Consider the following 25482-nt stretch of genomic DNA (forward strand, 5'->3'; position numbering starts at 1 on the left):
GCGTTGTTTATTTTTTGGGCTATCAGGCCTAAAGTGAGGCAACGTGTAAGCAGGGACAAATAAGGGAAACTATGTTTAGTCATATCACCGTAGGCGTCAGCGATCTGGACAAAGCCGCTGCATTTTACGATGCGATTTTGCTGCCACTGGGACTCAAGCAACGCCCGGTCACGCCCGATGGCGGCCCCGGGGCTCGTTGCTGGGTATTGCCTGACCGGACATTGCCGCGTTTTTACGCCTACCAACCTTATAACCGACAGCCGGCCAGTGCCGGTAACGGCAGTATGGTGGCGTTCACCGCCCAGAATGAACAACAGGTTCGGCAAGCTTATGCCGCCGGGCTGGCTGCGGGCGGCACATCGGAAGGTGAAGCCGGCGAGCGGACCCATTACGGCAAGGGATATTTTGGCGCTTATCTACGCGATCCGGACGGCAACAAAATTCATATCGCCTACCGGGGCGACCTGCTGTAATCATCCTCGTGCGGGCGGACGCCACCGTTTCTGGCAGCCATCACCAGCGCAAACGCCGCCAGCGCACCGGCGACCAGGTAGGTTATCTGCATGCCATTTGCAACGGCGTGCGACGAAGCCAACTTGATATCGCCGGTGTGGGTTGCCAGCATAAATAACGCCCCCATGGCCGAAGCGCCGGTGATCAACCCAAGGTTGCGCGAGAGGTTGATCATGCCCGAGATCACCCCACGCTGCTCGGGGGCGGCATGCTTCATCAAGGCCGTATTGTTGGCGACCTGAAAGAGCGCATAACCCAGCGTCATCAGGCACAGCGGTGCCACGTAGCCGAACACGCCCTGATTCAGCGACATCATCGACATGATGCCTGCCCCAACAGCCATGGTCGTCAGCCCCATCAAAGTGATCCTTTGCGCCCCGAAGCGATCCACCCACCGACCGGCCGGTACCCCGAGCAACGCGGCCACTATCGGCCCCGCCGACATCGCCAGTCCCGCTTGCCCAACCGCCAAACCCAGCCCATGCGTCAGATAAAATGGCCCTACCACCAGCGTCGTCATCATGATGGTCATGACCAGCGCACTCATCGCCAACCCGACGCTCAGACCCGGTTGGCGGAACAACGCCAACTGGATCAGGGGAAGCGCCGTGCGCTTTTGCAACCGGACAAATAACCCCATCCCCAGCGCCGCGCCCAACAACAACGTCAGGTTAACGACGCCAAAGTCACCGCGTCCCAACGTCATCGACAGCGCATAGCAGGCCAGCGTCACCCCAAGCAGTAAGGTCCCTGCCCAGTCAAACCGACCGCGTTCTTTTTGCCGTTGCCGCTGTTCCTGCGGCAGGGAGCAATAAACCAGCAGAAAAGCCACTACGCCCACCGGTATGTTGACCAGAAATATCGCCCGCCAGCCGAAACCCAATATCAGTGCGCCCCCCAGCGAAGGGCCAAGCGCCGTGCCAATGGCCGACATGCTGCCCAGCAATCCCATGGCACGGCCGGTATTTTCTTTACCCACCGTCTCACCAACCAGAGCCATGGTCATTGCCATCATGACGGCCGCTCCCAAACCTTGAGCAACGCGCGCCGCCAACAATAGCCAGATGTCCGGCGCAATAGCACACAATCCGGACGCCAGGGTGAACAGAGCAATCCCCGTCAGCAACAGGCGGCGGCGCCCCATCCTGTCCCCCAAGCGGCCCATGGCAATAATCGACGTGGTAACGGCCAGCAGGTAGACGATAACGACCCATTGTACCGCCTGAAAAGAGCTGTTGAACGCCTGCGCCAGCGTCGGCAAGCCCACGTTGGCAATGCTGGCGCCCAGCGAGGAAACCAGCATCGATAAACAAAGGCTGGCAAGGATCCCACGCAAATTGACTGGCGGGCTGGCGTGTTGGGTTATTGACTTCATGTTGCTGACTCCTGAAAGAACCTGTCAGTAGCCTATGCCGTCCAGAGAACAGGCGGAAGGCGCAGCAAATGCAGTTTATTAGTGCACCAGGCGCCATGTCACGGCGGACCTGTACCCGCATTAAGAAGCAAACGTCTAAACGGCTTCAGGTAGATGATGAGGGCACCCCCTCAAGGAGAGATAGATAATGAAAATCGACCTGCTGTTTGACGATCTGTCGATGCGCGCCGTGCAGTACAACGCCCGTGCCTCGGTAGAGGATTTTGACGCCTGTATGGCGCAATATGAACAACTGGCCGCGCAGGCCAAAGCGCAGACGCCGGGGATTTACGATATCCACTACGGGATGGGCGTCGCCGAGCGCCTGGACTTGTTCCCTGCAGCCCGCCAGCCTTCCCCGCTGTTGGTGTTTATTCACGGCGGTTATTGGCACTCCCAGCGTAAGGAAGAAGCCTGTTCGATGGCGGCAAATTTCACCCAGCATGGCGTAGCGGTCGCTACGTTGGAATACACCTTGCAACCTGAAGCCACGCTGGCAGAGATCGTCCGCGAGGTTCGTAGCGCAATAGCCTGGCTTTACCACCACGCCGGCCAGTACGGCATCGACCCAGAACGCATCTTCGTCAGCGGCAGCTCGGCCGGCGGCCACCTGTGTGGCATGCTGATTGCCGATGACTGGCAGCACCTGTATCAGGTGCCCGTCAACGTGATCAAAGGGGCGCTGGCGCTGAGCGGCCTGTACGACATACGACCGCTGTGCGATATCTACATCAATGACTGGATGCGCCTGACGCCTGAGCAGGCGGCAACCCTCAGCCCGCTGTTTATGCTGCCGGAAAAGGCGCATGCGCCGCAGATCCTGCTCGACGTCGGCGCCAAAGAAACCCAGGGGTTCAGAAACCAGACGCTGGCTTACTTCGCCGCCTGCCGAGAAAAAGGGCTGAATGTGGCGCTGCTGGAAGATCGGCACAACAACCATTTCACGCTGGTTAACGAGTTGGCCAACCCCGACAGCATCCTGTTCCAACGCGTTATGGCAATGATTGAGTGACGCCGTGAGTCACTGCGGCGCCGATTCGAGGGTAGAGCCTGATTTTAAACGCGATCGTCACCGTCGCCAGCGCCGCGAACCCCCCACCGGAGAGCATGATGCCCTGCAGCCCCACGGCATCAATAAAGCCGCCGCTGACCACCGAACCCAACGCCACCCCCAGATTGATAAAGGCAATATACAGCCCGGTGGCGAATTCCGGTGCCTGCGGCGCTTCGGCCGTCAGCCACATTTGTGTCACTATCAAACCGCTGGTATGCGCCGCCCCCCAAAACAGGCAAAGAACGATCATCGTGCCCAGATGGGTGCTGCCGTACAGATACAGCAACCCATAAGCCAGTGCCAGCACCACTGGGTGCAATAAGGTGGCCGTGAACCGGTGACGGTTCAGCAATTTCCCCGCCAGCAGATTGCCGGACACGCCGCCCAAGCCAAAAATCACCAGTAGCAAGCCAACCCTTGGTCCACTGATGCCGATTTCACCACTCAGGTATTCGGTGGCATAGGCATAAACGGAAAACATCGCAGCGAAGATCAGCACACAGGCAAGAATATTCAGCCACAGCGCACCGCTGCGCAATATTGCCAACTGCTTGCCATATCCCATTCGCTGGGGGGCACTATCAGGCAGGCAGAAAAATAAGCCGATACCCGCCAGCAGGTTAACCAGGGCACAAAACAGGAAAGAGGCCTCATAGCTGAACTGCCTGGCGATCCAATGCGTCAAGGGGATCCCCAACACCATGCCCATACTGGTGCCGACAAAAGCATAAGCCGTCGCCCGCGTCACCTGCTGTTGGGGATACAACGAAGCCGCCGCCACCATCGCCAGCGCGAAATATATCGGGTGGAACAGCGCTGGCAAAATGCGCAACAGCAGCAGAGAGCCGAAACTGGCCGCATAAGCCGAGAGCACACTGGTCACGACAAATACGGCCAGTGAAATCAGCAGCATGCGCTTACGGTTTAACCGTGAGGCCAACAGCACCAACAGTGGCCCCAGCAAAGCAATCGTTATCGCGAAAACCCCCACCAGCCACCCTGCCTGCGAGGCTGAAATTGCGTAACGTTCCATGATCAGCGGTAATATGCCCACCACGCCAAATTCGATGCAGTACACACCGAACAGCCCCAGGGCAATGAAAAAAATCGGAGACAGGATTTTCATCATCATTGGTCTCCTGCGAGAAGCGGTAATCCGTCATATACCGCCTGGCAGAGTTCCCCGACAAATGCTCCCGCCATCCCTTCCAGCGCGGTATTGGTAAAAGCCACTACGCTGAGCTGCCGGGCCGGATCGACAAACCAGGAATGGCCGTACGTCCCGCCCATACGCCAGGTACCTACCGATTCCGGCGTCTGGGCCGCCCGCGGATCTTTCAATACGGTGATCCCCAGCCCAAAACCGCGCCCCGGCCAGAATGGCATCGGCAAATCGCCGATCTGGTTGCTGGTCATGGCCGTTACCCACTCTTCGGGCAGCAATGGTGCGCCGCCCCGACGCAGGGTTTCCAGCAAACGCAGAAAATCTTCAGCTGAACCTACCATGCCGGCCCCGCCTGACGCATAGGCGCTGGCATCCAGCGCCCTGGCAGGTGAAAGCTTAAAACCGTCGGTGCCGTCAATAAACTCGATGCGATCCGGTTGTTGCAGAGGCCGGGGCTCGGGGTAATGGTTAGCGTAAGCCACTGTCAGCCGCTGCGCATCGTGGGTACTGAACCCGGTATCTCGCATCGCTATCGGTCCGGTCACCAGATGTGCCACCGCTTGTGCCAACGGCAAACCACTGGCTTGTTCAATCACCGCACCCAGCACATCGGTGGCAATCGAGTAGCGCCATTCGGTTCCTGGTGCTGCTTGCAGAGGAGCCGAGGCAATACGACGCACATTTTCCGCCAGGCTGAGCGGATCGTCATCCATACCGTCGGAAACTCCCGCCTGCGCATAGGATCCATGCTCAGGTTGGAAAAAGCGGTAACTCAGCCCAGCGGTATGGGTCATCAGATGACGTACGGTCACTATGGGTTGCTGGCCGTCCGGCGTACGCGGCCGGAACGACGGCAGCCAGCGCACCACCGGGTCTTCAAGCCGTAAACGCCCTTGAGCCATCAGCACCAGCGCCGCCGTGGACAGGATCGGTTTGGAGACCGAAGCCAAGCGAAACAGCGCATCGATGCGCATCGGTTTGCCCGCCTCTCGATCCGCCATACCGGCCGCACGACGATAGACCTGCTCGCCGCCCAACGCCACCAACACCACTGCACCCACCAGCCGTTTTTGTTCCAGCGCCAGATCGATGGCCTTATCAATAGCCTTGGCATCAAGTTTGTATTTATTCATTGGTCATACCTCAGGTTGACAGCGAATTCTGTCAACCCCGAGGATAGGTTGTGGCGAAAAGAAGAAAAACAGGCTAGATTTCCCTTCATAACGGACATTAACGTCCGCAATAGGGGGCGCGAATGGATAATCTGGCCGGGGTCTCCGCCTTCGTTCAGGCGGCAGAAGCGCTCAGTTTTGTCGAGGCCGGACGCCTGTTGGGCGTATCCGCTTCGGCAATCGGTAAAAGCGTTGCCCGTTTGGAGGCCCGTCTGGGCGTGCGATTGTTCCATCGCAGTACCCGCAGCATGACTTTGACGGCCGAAGGTCGGCTTTTCTTGCAGCGTTGCCAGCGGATCCTCGGAGAAATGGCGGCGGCGGAACAGGAACTCAGCGACACTCGCAGCGCCCCGCGTGGCAAACTTCGCGTCAGCTTGCCCCTGGTCGGCGGACTGCTCAACCCGGTGCTGGCGACGTTTATTCGTCGATATCCCGAAATTGAACTTGAACTGGACTTTTCCGACCGTCGTGTTGAGGTAATCGAGGAAGGATTCGACGCGGTGATCCGCGTTGGGGAAACGGAAGACTCAAGATTAATGAGCCGCCAACTGGGCAGTTTTCATCTGCAACTGGTCGCTTCGCCCGCCTATTTGCGTCAGGCCGGCACACCACAATGCCCGGACGATCTGCGTCAGCACGCCTGCTTGCTGTACAAATTCCCCACCACCGGCAAAGTCGAAGCCTGGCCGGTAATGGACTGGGATAAAATGCTCGGCGACGGTCTGCATGCAAGCGCAGTGTGCAACAGCGTCGATACGCTGATCTATTTGGCAGAACAGGGCCAGGGCATTGCCTGCCTGCCTGACTTTGCGGTAAAGCAGTCGCTGGCTGAGCAACGTCTTCAGCAACTGCTCGGTGCGCATTGCCGGCACACTGGCAGCTTTAAAATTCTCTGGCCCTCCAGCAAGCACCTGACGCCCCGACTGCGGGTGTTTATCGATCTGCTGAGTGAACAACTTTTCCCGCTTTAGCGCCCTTTTTTCTTAAGCCAAATGGCGACTTTGCTTTGCCTTAAAATGACTAAGCCAGATGCCCCGCGGTATTGAGCCAGCTTTATTGCCGGGATCGGCATCTACCATATTCCATTTTGAAATATGAAATTTCCGTTCGTTCTTTCGGGGCTAATGAAATCGCCACACAATGAAATCTGAATCGCAGGCCGGCGCATAACCGCATAAAAAATCAGGTTTTATATCTTGTCATCGCTCATAACCGCTCAATTTGCCCATTTGGTGCTGGATAGCCGGCCCGAAGCATCAGCCCTGTCGGCCGCCCGCCTGGGGCTGATAGATTATTTTGCCTGCGCGTTGCCGATCGCCCAGGGCGTACTCACCGACAGCGGCCTGGCAGCGGTAAAAAAAGTGTTCCCGCCTGCCAGTGCCGAGAACCGTGCGCTCTATTTCGGCTATATCAGCCATTCGCTGGATTTTGACGATTATCACCCCGCGCTGCGCGGGCACCCCAGCACGGTGGTGCTCTCTGCGCTGTTGGCATTGACCGACGATAACCCAGACGTTGACGCGCTACTGGCCGCCTATGTCATTGGCGTAGAGGCAGCCGGCCGACTGGGGCTGGCTGCCGGTACTCAGCACTATCAGTTGGGATTTCACAGCACTGCCACCCTTGGCGCCGTAGCCGCCACTGCGGCGGCGGCACGCTATTTCCACCTCACGCTGCACCAAACGCAGATCGCCCTTGGGCTGGCGGCCACCCAGGCCGCTGGGCTGCGCAGTCAGTTCGGGTCAGCCGCCAAGCCGTTGCACGCAGGGATCGCCGCTCGGGCGGCAGTCAATGCCGTGCTGCTGGCGCAACTGGGTTTTGCCGGGCAGCCGGAAGGCGTGATAGACAGCCTGTTGAGCTCGCATGGCGACGGACGGCAGCGGCCCGAATTGTTGACGGCCGATTGGGGGGCGCCGTGGCGTATCCTGCAACCGGGGCTGGAATTTAAACGCTATCCCACCTGCGGCGGTACCCACAGCGCTGCGGAGGCCGCATTTATCCTGCGCGAACGCCTGCTCGAACAAGGCATTACCGTCGAGGATATTCCCGCTGCCATCGCCAAGATCCAGGTCAGTTTTCCACCCGGTGCCGATACCGCTCCCTATATTCGCCGCCCGTCAAACGGCGTTGAGGCGCGTTTTAGCCTGGAATACGTCATCGCCGATGCGTTGTACAGCGGCAGCGTGCCGCTAATGCACTACGGTGAGGCCCCCGTTGACCCAAATATTTCAGCCCTGGCGGCACGGGTTGAACGCCATGCCGACCTGACGGCACCGCCAGACGAGCTGGATGCGGAGTTACGCTTCCACCGCGTCACGCTAACGCTGCACGACGGCCGTCAATTAAGTGACATCGTCACAAGAAAGCAAACCGCCGCCCGACAGACCGACGTCGGTGCGAAACTGCGCAGCATCCTGCTATTGCTGCCGCATTTGAACGGTGACCGCGTGATCGAGGACTGCGCGCTAACGCAGCCCGCCGCGCTGAGCCGTTTAATCGAATTATTAAACCAATAATAAATATAGGAATAATTATGAGTACTTCACCTTCAACACCATCGCGTCAATTACGTCTCGGCCTGTTTGTTCAGGCTCTGGGCCATCACGTCGGCGGCTGGCGTGCCGAAGGGGCCAGCGGCTCGCCTACGGACATTGACTGGTTCACCTGGATCGCCCAAAAGGCCGAAGAAGGCACCTTTGATATGTTCTTCGTCGGCGATGCGCTGGCGACCAGCGTGCACCGTCTGCCTTCCACCCTGTCCCGCCTGGAGCCGCTGACGCTGCTGGCGGCGCTGGCGGTCAGAACTCGACACATCGGCCTGGCGGCCACCGCCTCCACCACCTTCGACCAGCCTTTCCACCTGGCGCGCGCCATGGCCTCTATCGATCACATCAGCCACGGCCGCGCCGCCTGGAACGTGGTGACGTCATTCTCCAGTGACGCGGCACGTAACTTCAGCCGTGACGATCTGCCTTCGCACGCCGAGCGTTATGAAGTGGCACGAGAGTTTCTCGAAGCCAGCTACAAGCTGTGGGACGGCTGGGAGGAAGGGGCTATCGTACGTGACAAGCAAAGTGGCGTGTATGCCATTGACGAGAAAATCCACGCGGCCAACCATCAAGGCAAGCACTTCTCGGTGCAAGGCCCACTGAACATTGCCCGTTCGCCACAGGGGCGCCCGGTGATCATCGAAGCCGGTTCTTCGCCGGCCGGACAACAGCTGGCCGCAGAAACCGCCGAGGTGGTGTTTACCGCCGCCGCCACGCTGGAAGAAGGCCAGGCCTTCTATCGCAGCCAGAAGAAATTTGTCGCCGATGCCGGCCGCAACCCGGATCACCTGCTGATCCTGCCGGGCGTGATGCCGATCGTGGGACGCACCAAAGCCGAGGCGCAGGAAACCTGGTATCAGCTCAATCAACTGGTGGATATCGATAACGGCATCGAACAGCTTTCCGCCCGCTTCGGCTTCGATCTTAGCGGCTTCCCGCTCGATGGCCCGGTACCGGACGTCGGCGCGACCGAAGGCGGCCAAAGCCGGGTGAAGCTGCTGACCGATCTTGCGGCACGCGAAAACCTGACGCTGCGTGAACTGGCGGCGGTTGCTGCCGGTTCGCGCGGGCATCGCGTGGTGGTGGGAACCGCCGAAGAGATCGCCGATGACTTCCAGCTTTGGCTGGAACAGCAAGGTGCCGACGGCTTTAACATCATGCCTGCGGTATTGCCGAATCAGTTGGAACTGTTCGTCGAACTGGTGATCCCGGAGCTACGCCGTCGCGGCCTGTTCCGCGAGGAATATCAGTATTCAACCCTGCGTGAAAACCTGGGCCTGCCGCAACCGGCAATCAACTTCGCTAACGTAAAATCGGCTTAATTCGCAGGGGAACATGATGAAAACCAACCTCAAACGCACCGTACTCTCCCTGCTGCTGGCTGGCGCTACCTTGGCTCCGCTGGCCGTCGGTTATGCCGCTGAAGGCGATGTGCCCTTCCGCGCCGCGGTAAAAGCCAACGCCGATCCCGCACTGCACGACAGCCTGCCGGAAGCAATAAAAAAAGCCGGTTACATCGTGGCGGGCACCAACCCCAATACGCCCCCGACCACCTTCTATGAAGCGGACAACAAAACGCTGGCCGGGCGTGAAATCGACGTGATGAGCGCCATCGCCGATCGCCTCGGCGTGGCAATCCACTGGAAGGATACCGGCGGCTTCGACAATATCATCCCCGGCCTGAAATCCGGCCGTTATGACGTTGCCCTGGCCAATATCGACGCAAACAAGAAGCGCTTCCAACAGGTCGATTTTGTCGGCTATTACAACGCATCCAAGCTGGCGCTGATCGCCCGTAAAGATGCCGCCCTCGGCCCTTACACCGAGCTGGCGCAGCTTTGTGGACAAACCGTCGGCGCCGGGGCGGGCACTTCACAAATTACCCGCTTGCAGCAGGCCAGCGACAGCTGCGTCAGCGGCGGAAAACCGGCGATCACCATTCCGATTTTCCCCGACCGTCCGGCCGGTGTTCAGGCCGTAATCAGCGGACGCGTGCCGATGTTCTTTGGTCCGTATGAAGGCCTGCGTTATCAGGCTACCCACGTTAAACCGCTGGCGCTGGCAGGCGACATCAACATTGAAGGCACCACGGTCGCCATCGCCTTGCCGAAAGGTTCCGACCTGGTGAAACCGGTGCAGGCGGCGCTTAACTCGCTGATTGCAGACGGCAGCTACCAGAAAATCCTCGACGGTTGGGATATCGGCTTCGGCGCGGTGAAAACCGCTGGCATCAATGAAGAGATTGCAAAATGAATGGGCCACAAGCGACCGGTGATGCCGAACTGCGCATCGTCGGTCATCGGCATTATGGGCGCTGGTTCAGCGCCCTGTTGGTGCTGCTGATCGTCGGCATTATCGCCAATTCGATGCTGCATAACCCGCGCTTCGAATGGGCGGTGGTGGCTGAAAACTTTACCGAAGCGTCGATTATCAATGGCGTGATCATGACGCTGAAGCTCACCGTGATTTCGGTGATCTTCGGCTTCGCCGGGGGCGTGCTGCTGGCGTTGATGCGTCTGTCGGCCAACCCGGTGCTGGTGGCGGTGAGCTGGTTTTATACCTGGTTCTTCCGCGCGGTGCCGATGCTGGTGCAGCTTTTCCTGTGGTACAACATCGCCGCGCTTTACCCGCGCATCAGTCTGTGGATCCCCTTCCTGGGTGAAGTGGCCAGCGCTCCGACCAACACCATCATCAGTACCTTCAGCGCGGCGGTGATCGCCCTGGTGATGCATCAGTCGGCTTATGCGGCGGAGATTGTACGCGCCGGTATCCAAAGCGTCGGCAGTGGCCAGCTGGAGGCCGCCAAGGCCTTGGGGTATCGCCGTGGACAAATCCTGTGGCGCGTAGTTTTGCCGCAGGCCATGCGCACCATTTTGCCCCCTGCCGGCAATGAGGTGATCGGGCAGCTTAAAACCACCGCGGTGGTGTCGGTGATCGCCCTGCAGGACGTGCTCTATTCGGCGCAGATCATCTATCAGCGCACCTATGAGGTGATCCCGCTGCTGTTGGTTGCCACGTTGTGGTATCTGGTGATGACCTCGATTTTGTCGATCGGCCAGTACTATGTTGAGCGCTATTTTGGTCGAGGTAGCCAGGCGGTGCGCAGCAACTGGCTGTTCCGTCCCCGCAAAGCCGCATCCAGTCCGTCACAGGAGGCACAATCATGAGCGCCGCCATTCAGATCAACCAGGTGCGCAAGTCATTTTCCGGCACCGAAGTGTTGAAAAATATCAGCCTGCAGATCCCGGCAGGCTCGGTAACGGTGATCCTCGGCCCTTCCGGTTCGGGGAAGTCGACCTTGCTGCGCTGCATCAATCACCTGGAAAAACTCGACGGTGGAACCATTCGGGTGGGCGAGCAACTCATCGGTTACCGTCAAAAAGGCAACCAGCTGTATGAACTGAAGGAACGCGAAGTGGCCGAACAGCGTAAAAGCATCGGTATGGTGTTCCAACAGTTCAATTTATTCCCGCACCGCACAGTGCTGGAGAACGTCACTGAAGCTCCGCTGCTGGTCAAAAAGGAAAAGAAAAGTCTGGTGGTGGAACGGGCAAAAGCGCTGCTGGCCCGCGTCGGGCTGGAACATCGCATTCACGCCTGGCCACGCGAGCTTTCTGGTGGACAGCAACAGCGAGTGGCGATCGCCCGCGCCCTGGCGATGACCCCAGAGGTGCTACTGTTCGATGAGCCCACTTCTGCGCTCGATCCCGAATTGGTTGGCGAAGTGCTGCAGGTGATGAAAGGCCTGGCGCACTCTGGCATGACTATGGTGGTGGTGACGCATGAAATCGGTTTTGCCCGCGAAGTGGCGGACCAAATCATCTTTATGGATCAAGGGAAAGTGGTAGAAACGGGGACGGCAAAACAGGTGCTGGATGAGCCGGTACATCAAAGAACGCGTGATTTCCTGGCAACGGTACTTTAAACCTGCATCGGGGGGCATTGCGCCCCTCGAACATTATTTCAGCGTCAGCTCTTTTTCCCGCCAACGGCAGAAAACAGATTAAACAGCTCACCCAAGCCATAAATCGAGCCAAGCAACAAGGCAATCATTACCGGCACCATGATCACCACGGTGGCCAAACTCTCTAGTATTTCTAACATCGTTGTCTCCTGGTTTTTAAGCAGCAAAAAGCCTGCCCAGAAAGGAAAATTTCCCTGGAATTTCTTAAGGTTATTTTTGCTTGATTTCAATCTGTGATGCAGATCACAACTCAGTGTCGCTAATGTAACTTACACAGTTGCATTACCGCAATGCAAAAAAATGCTCTCTGTCAGGGACAACCCGCACCAGAAGCAGTGGCGTCAACATCCAGCGGTATCCGTACGCCAATGCAGGCCGGAACGCGTCATAGCCAATAACCCTGGGCCTTAGGATTTTTAACGCGTTTTAAGGATTATCCAACCTGCCCCAAGAGATAACAGGCTGGCGATTTAATCATCACCCCAAAGTAAAATGGCGATTAAATAAAATCCGATGGCACAAAATTAAGAATATTTACCTGTTCTATTTTCTTTCGGCAGAATACATTCATCTCAACTTCTACCGGCCGATTAATCAGTGCTTTCTTTGTCTGTTAATTAGGCAATTTATCAGGAAACTCTTATGAACCTTAAACGTGCCGCAGGCGTGATGGTTATCATCATGGCAACACTTTCTGTCACCGCATGTGGGAATATGTCTCACCGCGATCGCAACACCGCTATCGGTGCCGGCGTTGGCGCCCTGGGTGGCGCAGTATTGACCGACGGCAGTACGCTGGGTACCTTGGGCGGCGCAGCGCTGGGCGGTATCATCGGCCACCAAACCAGCCGTTAATATTTTTAGGCCGGGTTGTTTTCAATTGAAAATACCCGGCCGAATTTATTTTAATCGCCACGCATTGGTGCATCAGATTCTTTTTATTTTATAGAATTAATCAGATTGTCTTATCTATAAATATTCCCGCCCATACAAAGTATCGACGCTTAAAAAATATTCCCCTTTTTAATAAAACCGCCAGATTTATCTTAACTTCACTCGTGATGTCGAATGGGCACAGGCCCACCTTGCGACGTTGAAAAAGTGACTGGTTCCCCCTCCACAGAGGGGGAACATCAGGTTAGCCTTTAACCTGCGAAACGACGTTCAACGGCTGGGCATCAGGCAAGATATTCATATGTTCCAATACCTGCGCCATGATCTTGCCGAACACCGGGCCAGCCACCGAACCACCGAAGTGCTTGCCGGCTTTAGGGTTGTTGACCATCACCACCAGCGCCACCTGCGGATCGCTGGCCGGCGCCACGCCGGCGGTGTAGTTAATGTAACCGCCGTCGTATTTGCCGTTGGTGCCCATCTTCTCTGCGGTACCGGTTTTAATCGCCAAACGGTAACCCGGTACCGCCGCGCTGACCCCGCTGCCCCCCGGTAAGGCATCGCTTTCCATCATATGCACCACGGTTTTTACCGTATCTTCCGGCAGAATGCGCTGCCCCATCACCGGTGGCGTCACTCGGGTGATCGACAATGGCCGATAAACGCCATAGGAGCCGATAGCCGCGTATTCACGCGCCATCTGTAACGGGGTCACACGCAAACCATAACCAAACGAGAAGGTTGCGCGTTCGATATCAGCCCAGCGTTCGCGGTGCTGCGGCAAATAACCGCTGCTTTCGTTGCCGATGCCCAGGTCGGTCGGTCTGCCCAAGCCAAAGCTCTTGTAAACCGCAGGCAGTACGGTGGCGGGCAGCGCCAGCGCAATATGTGAAACGGCAATGTCGCTGGATTTTTGCAGCACGCCGGTAATGGTCAATTTCGACCAGTGGCCTACGTCCTTGATCAAATGACCATTGACCCGGTAAGGCGTGGTGTCCAGTACGGTATCCGGTTTAATCAACCGGTGTTCCAGCCCGACCATCACCACCACCGGCTTCACGGTAGAACCCGGTTCGAAACTGTCGCTGCTGCACACGTTGCGGATATCTTTGGCTGGGGTATTGGCGTAGTTGTTCGGGTTGAATGACGGGTAGCTGGCCATCCCCAGCACTTCACCGGTATTCACTTTTACCAGCACCGCACAGCCGGAATCGGCCTGGTTTGCCACCACGCCGTCGCGAATTTGCGCGTACAGCACGTACTGGATGAATTTATCAATACTCAGCGTGACATTCGGCGGCGGCACGGGATCGACGTTCTTGATCACGCCAATCACCGCCCCGCTGCCATCCTTCTGGTAAACCCGCAGGCCGTTCTTGCCTTGCAGCAGGTGGTTAAAGCCCAGCTCGATACCTTCAAGACCCTGATTGTCCTGCCCGACAATGCCGATCAGCCCGGCGGCATCCTGGCTCATCGGGTAGAAACGGCTGAAGTCCTGCAGGGTACTGACGCCGGTCAAACGCAGCTTGCTGATGTAATCGGCATTATCATCTTCGACTTTGCGCGCCAGATAGACAAAACGCTTGTGGGCATTAGCCTGGATCAGCCTTTGCACCTCGGTTAGCGGCATTTTCAGCACGTTGGCCAGGCTCTGCCAGCGTTCATTGCCGATATCGGTATGGGTGTCGAGAATATGCTTGGGATCCAACACAATATCTTTCGATGACACGCTGACGGCCAAGGCCTCGCCGTTACGGTCGGTGATCATCCCCCGGTTGGTGGGCAGCACCTGGGTGCGAATCGAACGCTGATCCGCCTGATCCGCCAACTGCTGATGCTCCAGCAACTGCAAATAGCCGACCCGAAAGGCCAGCAGGAAAAAGCAAACCAGGATCCCGCCGCAAATCCAGCCAAAGCGAAGGGTCGAATAATTTTTACCGCTTTTTTTTGTTAATGGCGCCACTGTTAACCCTGCGTTTTTATTAAAGTTATGTGATTATTTCAGTCTACCCTGACAGAAATAGTTAGAAGATTGCAGTTTGTAAGAAAGTAAAAACAAACGCGTTTACTGTTGCACATCCGCGCTGTCGTTTAACTCCGGTTTAACTTTCTGGTTATCCTCAGGCTGCGGGGCGTTGGCCGGGTCAAAAATATGGTCGAGGATCGCCCGGGCCGTCGGCCCCGCGACCACACCGTCACCACCGCCGTTTTCCAGAATTAATGCCATCGCCACCCGCGGATTTTTATAAGGCGCGAACAACGTATAGAAAATATGGTCACGCAGCCGTACCGGGATCATTTTGGCGTTATAAGTCTGATTCTCTTTCAGACCAAACACCTGTGAAGTCCCGGACTTGGCGGCAATCTGATACGGCGCAGTATGGAACAGCTTATAACCGGTGCCGTTTGGCAGATTGGCCATGCCGTACATGCCATTGCGAACGATGCCCCAGTACGGCGATTTGGCATCACCAATCTGTGCACTCTCTACCGGTGGCTGGTAGCGACTCACCAGGTTGCCCTGCCGCATGGAATACAACAAATGGGGCGTTTTCACCTTGCCGTTGTTGATCAGCGTCGTTAACGCCTTCACCATCTGGATCGGCGTAGCCACCCAATATCCCTGGCCGATGCCTACCGAGATGGTGTCCCCCTGATACCAGGCTTTTTTATGCACCCGCTGTTTCCATTCGCGGCTTGGCAGCACGCCGCGATACTCTTCGTTAAGGTCAATCCCGGTCGCCTGACCATAACCAAACTGGCTTAGCCAGCTGTGAATACGGTCAATGCCCATTTCAAACGCCACCTGATAAAAGAAGGTATCGGCGGACTCCTCTATCGCCTTGGTCACGTTCAGCATGCCATGCCCGGTTTTAAGCCAGTCACGATAACGGCGCTGGGTGCCCGGTAAGGTCCAGGTCGGCGCGCCAAAGAAGGTGGTGTTGGGGGTGATCACTCCGGCAAACAGCGCGGACGTGGCCATGTAAGGCTTAACCGTGGATGCCGGTGGGTAGAGCCCTTGCGTGACGCGGTTAATCAGCGGCAAATCGGGGTTGCTCAGCAGAGCTTTATACGCGGGGTAGCTGATGCCCTTCACAAAAGGGTTGGGATCGTAACTGGGGCTGGAGACCATGGCCAAAATGCCACCGTCGCGCGGGTCTTCCACCACCACTGCCGCCCGCTGCCCTTTAAGCACCGATTCGATATATTGCTGCAGCGGCAGATCGAGGGTCAGGTAAATGTTTTTGCCCGCCTGTGGCGGTTGTTCTTTCAGCAGGCGTATCACGCGACCGTGGTTATCCACTTCGACTTCCTGATAACCGGTGGTGCCATGCAACTCTGACTCATAATAAGCCTCGATGCCCTGCTTGCCGATATTGTGGTCGGCGGCATAGTTCTCGCTGAGGCCCGCCTTGTCCAGCCGCTTCAAATCGCCATCGTTGATTTTCGACACGTAACCCACCACGTGGGCCAGTTCGGCACCGTAGGGATATTCCCGCTGCTGATAGGTGTCAATCGTCACCCCGTCAAAACGGTATTGATTGACCGCGAAGCGCGCCACCTCGGTTTCCGTCAGTCCGCTTTTCAAGGTGACCGGCTTATAGCGGCCATTGTGGTGCATGTCATCGCGAAAAGCGGCGATGTCTTCGGAGGTCAGATCGACAATCGGCGTCAGCGCCTGCAGCAGCGCGGTCATATTGTCGATTTTGCTGGGGATAATCTGGATCTGATACAGCGTAATGTTACGCACCAGCGGAATGCCGTTGCGGTCGAAAATCAGCCCGCGACTGGGGGCAATCGGCACCATCTTGATGTCGTTTTGATTGGATCGCGTCTGGTAGAACGCATGCTGTTTTACCTGCAGGCGGTACAGGTTGAGGATCAACACGCCAAAACAGGCGACAACCAACACCATTGCCACGCCGGCGCGGCGTATAAACAACATTTCTTCGGCGGAATGGTCGCGAATTTTATCTTTTAATAGGGCCATACGTGGCGAGTTACCTGTCAGACGTCACATTTTCCCAAGATAAATCAGGGCAGTGAAAAGTCGGCAAGCATAGCGTTATTGGTTTGCGCTCCCCATTAAAAGGTTGCTAATGAAATGGCATAAATGTTTCAGCATGTTGGAATGTTACCAAATGCCGATTTTTCTCCCGCTCAGGGATTGAGCAGCGATTTCCCCCAGTGCTACAATGTGACGCAGATCACACTATTTCGCCCATTGCCCTGACCTTCCGGCCGCTCGCCGGGAGCAGCTTTATCACCAAGGATCCCGTTCGATGAGTGCCATTGCCACAGGTTTTATTATGATGCGCTGGGAGTTACTTAGCGCCGTTATGATGTTTATGGCCAGCCAGCTAAACGTCGTTTGCCGTAAGACCAGCCGCAACGGCATGGCATTTATGTTCAGCAGCCTCGGGTTGTTCACCACCTGCTGGTTCGTGATGGGCCTGATGGGCATTAGCTTCAGTCAGGAAGGCTTTACGCAATTCTGGTCCCACGCCTGGGACATGTATGTCGAGGTCGTCAGTAACACCCCTACCGATTGGCCACTGCCCTGAGTTATGGCATTCGCTGGCGACGGAATTGACCGTTGTCAGCCTGACCATTTTCAGCCCTGCAGAGCAAAGGGTTGAAATCGCCGGTGGTAACATCCCGTTATTACCCAAAGGTTCACAAAATAAATAAAATATAAGGTAGCGGTCTGAGGCAAATACCGGCTTATGCTGGCCGCAGACAAACCTTGTCCCCCCGACCGGAAGGCAAACTTCCTGCCCACGCGTTCCTGTTTCCCCCAATTAATCCAGAATCCGGCTTAATAATTAACCGATGACTGGCCTGGCTGATGGATAGCCACGCGCCGCCATCAGGAAACGTGATGATTTCTCCCTCTGCCCTTATTGCAGACAACAGCCTGATCGCGCCCGGCGCGATGATCGGTGCGCACGTGCGTATCGGGCCTTTTTGCGTCATCTCCGCCGGGGTTGAGATAGGCGAAGGCACCACTGTTGCCTCGCACTCGGTAATTAACGGCCTGACCCGTATCGGCCGCGACAACGTTTTCGGCTCGTTTTCTTCGATCGGCGAAGCCGGCCAGGATTTGAAGTATGCCGATGAACCGACCTCGTTAATCATTGGCGATCGTAACCGTATAGGCCATTACGCCACCCTACATCGCGGCACGGTACAGGGGCGCCAGCGCACCGTCATCGGTAACGACAATCACCTGCGGGATAATGTGCATGTTGCCCACGACTGCGTCATCGGGAACGGTGCTTACGTCGGCGAGCATAGCGGCCTGGCCGGGCATGTTGAGATGGGCGATGCTGCATGGGTCGGCGCCCGGTGCGCGGTACACCAATTTTGCATTATCGGTGCCCATGCAAAAGTTGCCGACGGTGCCCTGCTGGTGCAGGATCTGCCGCCCTTTGTTCAGGCCGGCGGCCATCGCGCCAAACCTGACGGCCTGCATCTGGCAGCGCCGGCTTTTCTGGCCGCCGATCCGCAACAACAGCGAGTTATTCACGCTCTCTACGACATGCTGTATCACCGGTCGATGGCGTTGGAGGATGTACGGCAAGAGGTTATCCACCTGAGCGTGGAATACCCATTGCTACGCCTGTTCCTCGACTTCTTCACACGCTCGACGCGCGGCATTATCCGCTGAGCGTATCGCCGTCATCCTACCTTATGGCAACGCACCGCCGTGCCGCCCAAGTTGACTCTCAAACTTTGCGGTCGCTGGCACCCCTCGCCGGCGTAAGGGCAACGTTCGCGAAAAAAGCAGCCCTGCGGCAACTGACGGTTGCCCGGTAATTCCCCTTTGCGGTCTTCAATTGCGCTGTCGCTCAGTGAACGGCCGGTACGGGGCACCGAATCCAGCAGCAACCGGGTGTAAGGGTGCTGAGGCTGGCGCAACACCTGTGCGGTCGGCCCCAATTCGACAATCTGCCCCAGATACATCACCGCTACCCGATCGCTCATGTGCTGGATCACCGAGACGTTATGCGAGATCAGCACATAAGTCAGGTTGCGCTGGCGTTGCAGTTCCACCAGTAAATTGAGGATCTGCGCCTGCACCGAAATATCCAGCGCCGAAGTAGGTTCGTCCAGCACGATGATGTCTGGCTGTGACGACAGTGCGCGTGCAATGGAAATACGCTGTCGCTGTCCGCCGGAAAACTCGTGCGGCAACCGGTCAATCGCCTCCGGCCGCAGTCCCACCTGCTGAGCCAACTCCGCCGCCTGAGCCCGTCGTTCCGCCACGCTGTTGTGTTGCTGCACGTACACCGGCTCGGTGATAATTCGCCATACCGGCAGGCGCGGATCGAGCGATGACTGCGGATCCTGAAACACCATTTGCATGCTGCTACCAAACCAGGAGCCGGCATTGCGCGCCCGCAGCAGCTCGCCGCTGCTGGGCTTCAACAACCCCATCAGCAACTGCGCCAGGGTGCTTTTGCCGCAGCCGGACTCGCCAACGATGCCCAAGGTTTCGCCGCGCATAATGTTCAGATCCAACCCATTGAGCGCATGAACATACTCTCGCGGCTTGCCGCGCCAGTTATAGCTGGCGGGGAAACGTAATCGCACGTCGCGCAGTTCCAGCAGTGCCTCAACGTTCATTTTGCACCTCCAAATCGACAGACTGCGGATGCCAACAGGCTACCCTTTGGCTCGGCTCTGCCACCAATGGCGTAAGTCTTGGCGTATGCCGACACTGAGCGTCAGCATGGCGGCAACGGTTGCTAAAAGCGCAGCCTGGCGGTAACGCACTCAGGTTGGGCACCGTACCGGGGATAGCCTGCAGCAGGCTGCGCGGTTCGGCGCGCTCCGGCGCCGCCAGCAATAACCCAATGGAATACGGATGACTGGGATGCTCAATCACCTTGGCGGTTGCGCCACTCTCAATCACGTGTCCTGCGTACATTACATACACCCGGTCGCAAAGTTGCGACACCACGGCCATATCGTGAGTGATAAATAGCACCGCCGTGCCGCTGGCTCGCGCCTTCTGCTGTAGCAAACGCAACACCTGACGCTGGACCGTGACGTCCAGCGCAGTGGTGGGTTCGTCGGCGATGATCAGTTCCGGTTCACAGGAAAACGCCATGGCAATCAGCACCCGTTGGCGCATACCGCCGGACAGCTCAAACGGATAACGCTCCATCACCCGCTGTGCATCGGCAATCTGCATTTCCTGTAACAGCTGAATCGCCTTGTCGCGAGCCGCCGAGGCGGAAAGTCGCTGGTGCAGGCGGATCACCTCGCACATCTGGCGGCCGATCTTGCGCGTTGGATTAAGCGCGCTCATGGGCTCCTGAAAAATCATCGACACCCGCGCACCGCGCAACTGGCGCATTTGCCGCTCGCTGGCGTTAAGCACGTCGGTGCCCAGCATCTCCAGCGAACCGCCGGTCACGCGGTAACCCTCTTCCGCCAGCAGCCGTAACGTCATCATCGCAGTGACCGACTTGCCGGAGCCGGACTCGCCCACCACGCCGACGATTTCACCCGCCTTGACCTGCAACGAAACGCGATTGAGCGCCTTGACGCTGCCGCCGTAAACCGGAAACTCCAGCTGTAATTCATCGATTGATAAAACGGTGGTTTCACTCATCAGCGCCCCCGGGTTTTAGGATCCAGCAGGTCGCGCAGACCGTCGCCGAACAGGTTGAAACCGGTGGCGGTGATCAGGATCGCCGTGCCGGGAAAGGCCGAATACCACCATTGGTCGAGCACATAGTTGCGGCCATTCGCCACCATAGCGCCCCATTCGGCGGTCGGTTGCTGGGCACCCAGACCGATGAAGCCCAGCGTAGCCGCCATCAGGATCGCGGTACCGATATCCAGCGACGCCTGCACCACCAACGGCGGCATCACATTGCGCAGCACGTGCCAGCCAATCAGATGCCAGCGCGAAGCGCCAAAGGTGCGCGCCGCTTGCATATACGCCTGATGACGCAGCGTTAACGTTTGGCCGCGCGCCAGCCGCACGTAGAAAGGAATGCGTACCACGGCAATCGCCAACATGGCGTTGAACAAACTGGGGCCCAACGCCGCCGCCAGCGCCATGGTCAGCACCAGCGACGGCACCGACAGCATGATATCCATGCAGCGCATAATTAACGCATCAACCGTACCGCCCATCACGCCGGAGAAACAGCCGAGCAGCGAGCCAATGCTCCCCGCCAAGACCACCACCGCCAGCCCGGCGGCCACCGATTGACGGCTGCCAACCAGGACTCGGCTGAACAGGTCCCTGCCCACTTCGTCGGTACCGAACCAGTGCTCGGGCGAAGGCGGCAGTAAGCGGGCGGTTAGGTCAATGGCGTCCGGGTTATGCGGCACCAGCCACGGCGAGAACAGCATCAGGAACAGCACGGCTATCATGATGGCGGCACCCAGCAGCGTCAGCGGACTCCGCCGGACCCGGTACCAGGCGCGGCGCAGGCTGAGATAGCGCAATACGGGTTCCGCGATCGGCGGTTGTTCGATTTGAGTCATTGTCATTATCCCTCGCGCCCCATTCTTGGGTCGATCCACAGGTAGAGCAGATCGACGATCAAATTAACCATCACGTAGGCAAAAGAGACCACCACGGCAAACCCCATCACCGCCGGAAAGTCCAGCGCCTGAATGGAATCCACCACGTAAGCGCCCATGCCCGGCCAGGCGAAGACCGTTTCGGTCAGCACCGCGCCATAGAGTAAGTCCCCCAAAGCCAGCCCCAACACCGTCACCGAGGGGATCAACGCGTTGGGCAACGCATGCCCAAGCACCACTCGCCAGTGCGAAAGGCCGTTGGCACGGGCCGTGCGGATATAGTCTTCCCCCAATTGTTCAAGCATCGCCGAGCGGATTTGGCGCGCCACTACCCCAAGATGAACAAAGGCTAACGTCAGCGCCGGCAGGATCAGGTGTTGCAGGCTGTTCCAGAACGCCTCGCCGTTGCCGGTCAGCAAGGAGTCCAGCAGGTAAAACCCGGTGATGTGGGTGGGAGGATCCAGCCAGTCGTCCAGTCTGCCGCCGCCGGGCAATAGATTCAGTTGCCCGTAGAACAGGATAATCACCCCCAACCCCAGCCAGAACGCCGGGGTGGAGATGCCGGTCACCGACAACAGCCGCACCAGATGATCGGGCCATTTATTACGATACACTGCCGACACCACCCCAAGCGGGACGCCAAACGCGATCGCCAACAGTAAAGCGCAAAAAGCCAGCTCCAGCGTGGCGGGAAAGAAGGCGCGCAGATCGTCCAGCACCGGCCGTCCGGTGCGAATGGAAGTCCCCAAATCGCCATGCAGCAAATCCAGCACGTAGCGGCCAAATTGCACATACAGCGGCTGGTCCAGCCCCAGCTGTTGGCGAATATGCTGGACGATTTCCTCGCTGGCGCGGTCACCGGCCAGCAAGCGCGCCGGATCGCCGGGGATCAGATGCGAGATGGTAAAGGTGATCACGCACACCCCGAACATCACCAGCACCAACCCCCAGCAGCGCTGACGGATAAGGCTCCAAACGTTCATAGCGGTTTCCCATGGTGCAGGGGCAGCCAAACGGCTGCCCGAAAAAAATTACTTGCTCATCTGCCCAACGTTGAACACCTGCTCCAGCATCGGGTTATACACAAAGCCCTTCACCTCTTTGTTCATCGCCACCTGATAATTTTTCTGGAACAGATAGACGTAGGCCGCCTGGTCGATGACGATTTTCTGCGCCGCCTGATAATCCGCGGTGCGAACCTGCTGATCGGACACCGATACCGCTTTCTTCAACAGGGCATCCACCTGCGGATCGCTGTAGAACGACCGGTTGCCCGGCAGCCCTTTCTTGTCGGATTCAAACCAGTAGTTCATGAACATATAGGGGTCGGCGAAATCCGGGCTCCAGTTGCCGATGGCGATATCGTAATTGCCCTGACCGATGCGATCCCGCATGGTGGCGTTGGCCAGCTTCTCCAGTTTGACGTTGAGGCCGACCGTCGCCAGGCTGGCCTGCACCGACAGCGCAATCGCCTCCCAGTTAGGGTCACTGATCGAATACAGGAAGTTCAGCGAAGCGGGTTTGTCTTTCACCGCCGCCAGTGCTGCCTTGGCCTTGTCCGCATCCTGACTGTACTGCTGGGCATTGGCGTCATAACCCCACATGCCCTCCGGGATCGGGCCGCGCATCTGTTTGCCGTTCCCCCCGAGAATGCCCTTCACCATGCCCTGATAATCCACGGCGTAAGAGATGGCGCGACGCAGATCCACCTGGTTAAGCGGGGCTTTGCCGTTGTTAAGGTACAAATAGGTCACCCGTAGCGACGGGTACTCGTTGACCGCAACCTTGTTTTCACTTTTCAGCGCCGTGAGCTGGTCAATCGGCAGCGATTCGGCAATATCCAGGTCGCCTCGGGTCAGTTGCAGACGGCGGGTGGCGCTTTCGCCGATGATTTTCACCGTGACGCGTTTAAACGCCGGTTTGGCACCGCTGTAATGCGGGTTAGGCACCAGCACCAACTGCTGGCCCTTCTGCCAGCGATCCAGTTTGTACGCCCCAGATCCGGCGCTATGGTTCGCCAGCCAGGCCTTGCCCTCGTCCGCCGGATTCGCCTTGGCAATCGCCGGGTTAACGATGCCGGCACCGTCATTGGCCAAGGTGTACAGGAACGGCGCAAACGGCGTTTTCAGAGTGAAACGCACCGTCAGCGGATCCACCACCGTGACCTGCAGGTCTTTCGGGAAGGCCTCTGACGGCCCCTGACCAATCTTCATCAGACGCTCGAACGACCATTTGACCGCCTCGGCGTTCACGTCCGAACCGTCATCAAACTTGTTGCCGGGTTTTAGCTTAAAGGTCCAGACCAGTTGGTCGTCTGAACTGGTCCAGCTGTCGGCCAGCTCACCCTCCACCTGGGTCGAACCTTTTCCGCCTTCGGTCTTGTACTGCACCAGTCGCTGATAGGCCGGGTAGGTCACCGTCCAGTCGTTGTTATCGATAGTCACCGCCGGATCCAGCGTTTGCGGATCGGCCGCTTTGCCAATCACCAGCATGTCTTTGGGCACCGCCGCCTGTACCGGCCCGGCTACCGTCAGGCCCAACGTCACTGCAGCCGCCAGAGCGGCGTATTTGATCTGATTCATAAACAAAGCTCCTGATGCGTTGAATGTGTGTTGTTTTAGTCGTAAGAAAAACAGCCGAAGCGATCGGCCAGCAGCGGATAATCCCCGGCGTTGGGCAGCTCGAAGTGCCACCATTCGCTGGCGATCCCGCGAAAACCTCCGGCGGCCATCACCGCATTCAGCAGCAGCCGGTTGCGCTGCACCTCCGGAGGGAAATCGGGATAAAACGGGTGTGATTTTTCGCTCATTTCATCAAAGCCGGTGCCCATATCCAGAGCGATACCCTCGGCGTCCAACAGCGTCACGTCGATCGCGACACCCCGGCTATGATGCGATCCGGTCAAGGTGCTGGTGACATATTGCGGATCCGGACAGGCTTGCCACAGCAACGCCTGCGCCTGCTGCGGTCGATAAGCGTCAAACACCAGCAGGGAGAAACCGGCCAGCCGCGCCGCCAGCAGGCAACGCGTCAGCCCCTGCACCGCATCAGGATGCAGCAGGCAGCGGCTCTCGCGATAAATCGCCCGGCCCGTCAGGTTGTCGGCGCCGGCATATTTCAACTCAATCGGCAGACCAGGGAAGGCCTCGGCCAGATCGGTTAATGTTACATTGTCACTCATTGCGTTTTCCCATACGGTTAAGATTCAAATTGCCCCAGCTCTTTTTGCAGCATTCGGTTGCTTGCCAGCCGTTGCTCGACCGCTGTACCGCCCTGTTCCAGCACCGAAGACAGCAGCAGGTTGAACAGGCAGCTGAGCGGGGCCAGCGAATCCCAAAACTGACCGGTGTCGGTTTTTACCTGCAGCAGGTCGATCGGGTAATCCCGAGCCCAGGGGCAGTAAATATCGGTAATCAGTGCCAGCCGCAGCCCACGCGCACAGGCCGCCTGGCAGTATTTTTGTGCGATGGTCGAATACGCGCGCGTGTCCGTCAGCACCAGATATGGCGCACTGAATTCCGAATTTAGCGACTCCACATAGGTGCCGGATAACCCGTCCGCGTAATAGACCTTGGGCCGCAGATATTCCAGATGGCTGTAAAAGGCATTGGCAATGCCGCGCGTAGACTGAATGCCCACGACAAACACCGCTTCCGCCTGCGCCAACTGACGGCTGACCTGCGCAAAGGCTTCGCCGCCGGCCAATTGGTAAACGTGTTCGATCGCTTCCAGCTCCAGCGTTAATGACTGACGTAATTTTTGGGGTTGCGGCTGTTCGCGCCGACGGCGATAAGCCCCCAGGCGATCGGTCACGCCCCAGGGTTGATGCAAAGCCGTACCCTGCTCTCGCAAGGTGCGCTTTAAGTCCTCAAGGTTGCGGTAACCCAGGCTGCGCAGGTAGCGCCCGACCGAAATACCGCTGGTGGCGGTGCTACGAGCAATACTGTCGGCGGTCTCAAACGGCACCTGCGGCAAATTGGCCAACAGATATCCGGCAATGCGTTTCCCGGTGGGGGTTTGCACCGCAAATGACGCTTCTATTTGTGCCATCACATCTGGATGCTCTGCCATAGTTCGCCCGCTGTTGTTGAGTTGTCACCAAACCCCACTCTGTTACTCAGATAACAAAGCGAGATGATGACAATGCATGGCCTGTGCCAATTGCGGATTGCAGGGGAAATTTCACGCGCGACGGCGTACGGCGGCG

24 protein-coding genes are annotated in these 25482 nt (G+C 57.8%); 11 read left to right on the forward strand and 13 right to left on the reverse strand.

The genetic code is table 11. The features are described 5' to 3' along the window. Positions 1 to 71: 71 nt before the first annotated feature. Entirely contained in the window at positions 72 to 473 is a 402-nt protein-coding gene (locus tag ACMGG1_RS12005; protein WP_020826842.1) for a VOC family protein, read from the forward strand. On the opposite strand, the gene ACMGG1_RS12010 is transcribed toward ACMGG1_RS12005, so the two are convergent. Next, a complete protein-coding gene (locus tag ACMGG1_RS12010) occupies positions 452 to 1888 on the reverse strand; it encodes an MFS transporter (protein ID WP_201896412.1) in 1437 nt (478 codons plus the stop codon). The genes ACMGG1_RS12005 and ACMGG1_RS12010 overlap by 22 nt on opposite strands. 187 nt (positions 1889 to 2075) lie before the next feature. On the opposite strand from ACMGG1_RS12010, the gene ACMGG1_RS12015 reads away from it, so the two are divergent. Continuing rightward, entirely contained in the window at positions 2076 to 2939 is an 864-nt protein-coding gene (locus tag ACMGG1_RS12015) for an alpha/beta hydrolase (protein WP_400826483.1), read from the forward strand. Here the strand turns inward: ACMGG1_RS12015 and ACMGG1_RS12020 are convergent. Together ACMGG1_RS12020 and ACMGG1_RS12025 are read right to left on the reverse strand one after the other, a co-directional pair. Beyond that, entirely contained in the window at positions 2920 to 4107 is a 1188-nt protein-coding gene (locus ACMGG1_RS12020; RefSeq protein WP_201896464.1) for an MFS transporter, read from the reverse strand. The two genes, ACMGG1_RS12015 and ACMGG1_RS12020, sit on opposite strands and share 20 nt — an antisense overlap. 2 nt (positions 4108 to 4109) lie before the next feature. After that, positions 4110 to 5279 (reverse strand): serine hydrolase domain-containing protein, encoded by a 1170-nt coding sequence (locus tag ACMGG1_RS12025; RefSeq protein ID WP_201896414.1) that lies wholly within the window; start codon positions 5277 to 5279, stop codon positions 4110 to 4112. A 122-nt stretch (positions 5280 to 5401) separates the two neighbouring features. On the opposite strand from ACMGG1_RS12025, the gene ACMGG1_RS12030 reads away from it, so the two are divergent. The 6 genes from ACMGG1_RS12030 to ACMGG1_RS12055 all read left to right on the forward strand — a co-directional run bounded on the left by ACMGG1_RS12030 (position 5402) and on the right by ACMGG1_RS12055 (position 11792). Next, complete coding sequence (locus tag ACMGG1_RS12030) at positions 5402 to 6289, forward strand: LysR family transcriptional regulator (RefSeq protein ID WP_128864921.1); 888 nt, start codon at positions 5402 to 5404, stop codon at positions 6287 to 6289. A 225-nt stretch (positions 6290 to 6514) separates the two neighbouring features. Next, positions 6515 to 7834: an MmgE/PrpD family protein gene (locus ACMGG1_RS12035; RefSeq protein ID WP_414161435.1), complete on the forward strand. Its 1320-nt coding sequence runs from the start codon at positions 6515 to 6517 to the stop codon at positions 7832 to 7834. Between the two features lie 17 nt (positions 7835 to 7851). Next, positions 7852 to 9189 (forward strand): LLM class flavin-dependent oxidoreductase, encoded by a 1338-nt coding sequence (locus ACMGG1_RS12040; RefSeq protein ID WP_116690503.1) that lies wholly within the window; start codon positions 7852 to 7854, stop codon positions 9187 to 9189. A gap of 16 nt (positions 9190 to 9205) precedes the next feature. Further along, positions 9206 to 10120 carry an ABC transporter substrate-binding protein gene (locus ACMGG1_RS12045; RefSeq protein WP_020826837.1) on the forward strand — a complete coding sequence of 305 codons (915 nt, stop codon included), beginning with the start codon at positions 9206 to 9208 and terminating at the stop codon, positions 10118 to 10120. Further along, entirely contained in the window at positions 10117 to 11034 is a 918-nt protein-coding gene (locus ACMGG1_RS12050) for an amino acid ABC transporter permease (RefSeq protein WP_020826836.1), read from the forward strand. The genes ACMGG1_RS12045 and ACMGG1_RS12050 overlap by 4 nt, the downstream gene beginning before the upstream one ends. Continuing rightward, a complete protein-coding gene (locus tag ACMGG1_RS12055; RefSeq protein ID WP_020826835.1) occupies positions 11031 to 11792 on the forward strand; it encodes an amino acid ABC transporter ATP-binding protein in 762 nt (253 codons plus the stop codon). Before ACMGG1_RS12050 ends, ACMGG1_RS12055 begins: the two co-directional genes overlap by 4 nt. A gap of 44 nt (positions 11793 to 11836) precedes the next feature. Here ACMGG1_RS12055 and ACMGG1_RS12060 read toward each other — a convergent pair whose 3' ends face one another. Continuing rightward, positions 11837 to 11971, reverse strand: coding sequence for an AcrZ family multidrug efflux pump-associated protein (locus tag ACMGG1_RS12060; RefSeq protein WP_020826834.1), 135 nt, complete (start codon positions 11969 to 11971; stop codon positions 11837 to 11839). A 502-nt stretch (positions 11972 to 12473) separates the two neighbouring features. On the opposite strand from ACMGG1_RS12060, the gene osmB reads away from it, so the two are divergent. Further along, on the forward strand, positions 12474 to 12686 hold the full coding sequence (osmB, locus tag ACMGG1_RS12065) for an osmotically-inducible lipoprotein OsmB (protein WP_020826833.1): 213 nt from the start codon (positions 12474 to 12476) through the stop codon (positions 12684 to 12686). Positions 12687 to 12969: 283 nt separating this feature from the next. Here the strand turns inward: osmB and ACMGG1_RS12070 are convergent, their stop codons facing one another. Together ACMGG1_RS12070 and mrdA are read right to left on the reverse strand one after the other, a co-directional pair. Continuing rightward, positions 12970 to 14688, reverse strand: coding sequence for a penicillin-binding transpeptidase domain-containing protein (locus ACMGG1_RS12070; protein ID WP_129940580.1), 1719 nt, complete (start codon positions 14686 to 14688; stop codon positions 12970 to 12972). 102 nt (positions 14689 to 14790) lie between these two features. Further along, complete coding sequence (gene mrdA, locus ACMGG1_RS12075; RefSeq protein WP_259218765.1) at positions 14791 to 16716, reverse strand: penicillin-binding protein 2; 1926 nt, start codon at positions 16714 to 16716, stop codon at positions 14791 to 14793. A 292-nt stretch (positions 16717 to 17008) separates the two neighbouring features. Here mrdA and ACMGG1_RS12080 point away from each other — a divergent pair, with 292 nt between their 5' ends. Then, on the forward strand, positions 17009 to 17290 hold the full coding sequence (locus ACMGG1_RS12080) for a YjcB family protein (RefSeq protein WP_020826830.1): 282 nt from the start codon (positions 17009 to 17011) through the stop codon (positions 17288 to 17290). Between the two features lie 317 nt (positions 17291 to 17607). After that, entirely contained in the window at positions 17608 to 18396 is a 789-nt protein-coding gene (gene lpxA / locus ACMGG1_RS12085; protein ID WP_128864923.1) for an acyl-ACP--UDP-N-acetylglucosamine O-acyltransferase, read from the forward strand. Positions 18397 to 18407: 11 nt separating this feature from the next. Here the strand turns inward: lpxA and ACMGG1_RS12090 are convergent, their stop codons facing one another. The 7 genes from ACMGG1_RS12090 to ACMGG1_RS12120 are packed head-to-tail and all read right to left on the reverse strand — an operon-like array spanning position 18408 to position 25346. Continuing rightward, the gene (locus ACMGG1_RS12090; RefSeq protein ID WP_414161436.1) at positions 18408 to 19355 is read right to left on the reverse strand and encodes an oligopeptide/dipeptide ABC transporter ATP-binding protein; all 948 of its coding nucleotides are present in this window, start codon (positions 19353 to 19355) and stop codon (positions 18408 to 18410) included. Continuing rightward, complete coding sequence (locus ACMGG1_RS12095) at positions 19345 to 20349, reverse strand: ABC transporter ATP-binding protein (RefSeq protein WP_128864924.1); 1005 nt, start codon at positions 20347 to 20349, stop codon at positions 19345 to 19347. Before ACMGG1_RS12095 ends, ACMGG1_RS12090 begins: the two co-directional genes overlap by 11 nt. Then, positions 20349 to 21236: a D,D-dipeptide ABC transporter permease gene (ddpC, locus tag ACMGG1_RS12100; RefSeq protein ID WP_020826826.1), complete on the reverse strand. Its 888-nt coding sequence runs from the start codon at positions 21234 to 21236 to the stop codon at positions 20349 to 20351. The genes ACMGG1_RS12095 and ddpC overlap by 1 nt, the downstream gene beginning before the upstream one ends. Before the next feature lie 5 nt (positions 21237 to 21241). Then, positions 21242 to 22258: an ABC transporter permease gene (locus ACMGG1_RS12105; RefSeq protein WP_020826825.1), complete on the reverse strand. Its 1017-nt coding sequence runs from the start codon at positions 22256 to 22258 to the stop codon at positions 21242 to 21244. Between the two features lie 48 nt (positions 22259 to 22306). After that, positions 22307 to 23857 (reverse strand): ABC transporter substrate-binding protein, encoded by a 1551-nt coding sequence (locus tag ACMGG1_RS12110; protein WP_115058858.1) that lies wholly within the window; start codon positions 23855 to 23857, stop codon positions 22307 to 22309. Between the two features lie 35 nt (positions 23858 to 23892). Next, complete coding sequence (gene ddpX, locus ACMGG1_RS12115) at positions 23893 to 24456, reverse strand: D-alanyl-D-alanine dipeptidase (RefSeq protein ID WP_046373595.1); 564 nt, start codon at positions 24454 to 24456, stop codon at positions 23893 to 23895. A 17-nt stretch (positions 24457 to 24473) separates the two neighbouring features. Next, complete coding sequence (locus tag ACMGG1_RS12120) at positions 24474 to 25346, reverse strand: MurR/RpiR family transcriptional regulator (RefSeq protein ID WP_020826822.1); 873 nt, start codon at positions 25344 to 25346, stop codon at positions 24474 to 24476. Positions 25347 to 25482: the final 136 nt, after the last annotated feature.

The sequence above is a fragment of the Serratia sp. BNK-12 genome, assembly GCF_047456085.1.
GTDB classification, from domain to species: Bacteria; Pseudomonadota; Gammaproteobacteria; order Enterobacterales; family Enterobacteriaceae; genus Serratia; species Serratia liquefaciens.

Coding starts and splice junctions, on each gene's coding strand:
- ACMGG1_RS12080 (WP_020826830.1), top strand. CDS start 17,009: ATGAGTGCCATTGCCACAGGTTTTATTATGATGCGCTGGGAGTTACTT.
- ACMGG1_RS12060 (WP_020826834.1), bottom strand. CDS start 11,971: ATGTTAGAAATACTAGAGAGTTTGGCCACCGTGGTGATCATGGTGCCG.
- ACMGG1_RS12020 (WP_201896464.1), bottom strand. CDS start 4,107: ATGAAAATCCTGTCTCCGATTTTTTTCATTGCCCTGGGGCTGTTCGGT.
- ACMGG1_RS12105 (WP_020826825.1), bottom strand. CDS start 22,258: ATGAACGTTTGGAGCCTTATCCGTCAGCGCTGCTGGGGGTTGGTGCTG.
- ddpC (WP_020826826.1), bottom strand. CDS start 21,236: ATGACTCAAATCGAACAACCGCCGATCGCGGAACCCGTATTGCGCTAT.
- ACMGG1_RS12005 (WP_020826842.1), top strand. CDS start 72: ATGTTTAGTCATATCACCGTAGGCGTCAGCGATCTGGACAAAGCCGCT.
- lpxA (WP_128864923.1), top strand. CDS start 17,608: ATGATTTCTCCCTCTGCCCTTATTGCAGACAACAGCCTGATCGCGCCC.
- ACMGG1_RS12110 (WP_115058858.1), bottom strand. CDS start 23,857: ATGAATCAGATCAAATACGCCGCTCTGGCGGCTGCAGTGACGTTGGGC.
- ACMGG1_RS12095 (WP_128864924.1), bottom strand. CDS start 20,349: ATGAGTGAAACCACCGTTTTATCAATCGATGAATTACAGCTGGAGTTT.
- ACMGG1_RS12120 (WP_020826822.1), bottom strand. CDS start 25,346: ATGGCAGAGCATCCAGATGTGATGGCACAAATAGAAGCGTCATTTGCG.
- ACMGG1_RS12010 (WP_201896412.1), bottom strand. CDS start 1,888: ATGAAGTCAATAACCCAACACGCCAGCCCGCCAGTCAATTTGCGTGGG.
- ACMGG1_RS12040 (WP_116690503.1), top strand. CDS start 7,852: ATGAGTACTTCACCTTCAACACCATCGCGTCAATTACGTCTCGGCCTG.
- ACMGG1_RS12055 (WP_020826835.1), top strand. CDS start 11,031: ATGAGCGCCGCCATTCAGATCAACCAGGTGCGCAAGTCATTTTCCGGC.
- ACMGG1_RS12015 (WP_400826483.1), top strand. CDS start 2,076: ATGAAAATCGACCTGCTGTTTGACGATCTGTCGATGCGCGCCGTGCAG.
- ACMGG1_RS12090 (WP_414161436.1), bottom strand. CDS start 19,355: ATGAACGTTGAGGCACTGCTGGAACTGCGCGACGTGCGATTACGTTTC.
- ACMGG1_RS12045 (WP_020826837.1), top strand. CDS start 9,206: ATGAAAACCAACCTCAAACGCACCGTACTCTCCCTGCTGCTGGCTGGC.
- ddpX (WP_046373595.1), bottom strand. CDS start 24,456: ATGAGTGACAATGTAACATTAACCGATCTGGCCGAGGCCTTCCCTGGT.
- mrdA (WP_259218765.1), bottom strand. CDS start 16,716: ATGGCCCTATTAAAAGATAAAATTCGCGACCATTCCGCCGAAGAAATG.
- ACMGG1_RS12030 (WP_128864921.1), top strand. CDS start 5,402: ATGGATAATCTGGCCGGGGTCTCCGCCTTCGTTCAGGCGGCAGAAGCG.
- ACMGG1_RS12050 (WP_020826836.1), top strand. CDS start 10,117: ATGAATGGGCCACAAGCGACCGGTGATGCCGAACTGCGCATCGTCGGT.
- osmB (WP_020826833.1), top strand. CDS start 12,474: ATGAACCTTAAACGTGCCGCAGGCGTGATGGTTATCATCATGGCAACA.
- ACMGG1_RS12025 (WP_201896414.1), bottom strand. CDS start 5,279: ATGAATAAATACAAACTTGATGCCAAGGCTATTGATAAGGCCATCGAT.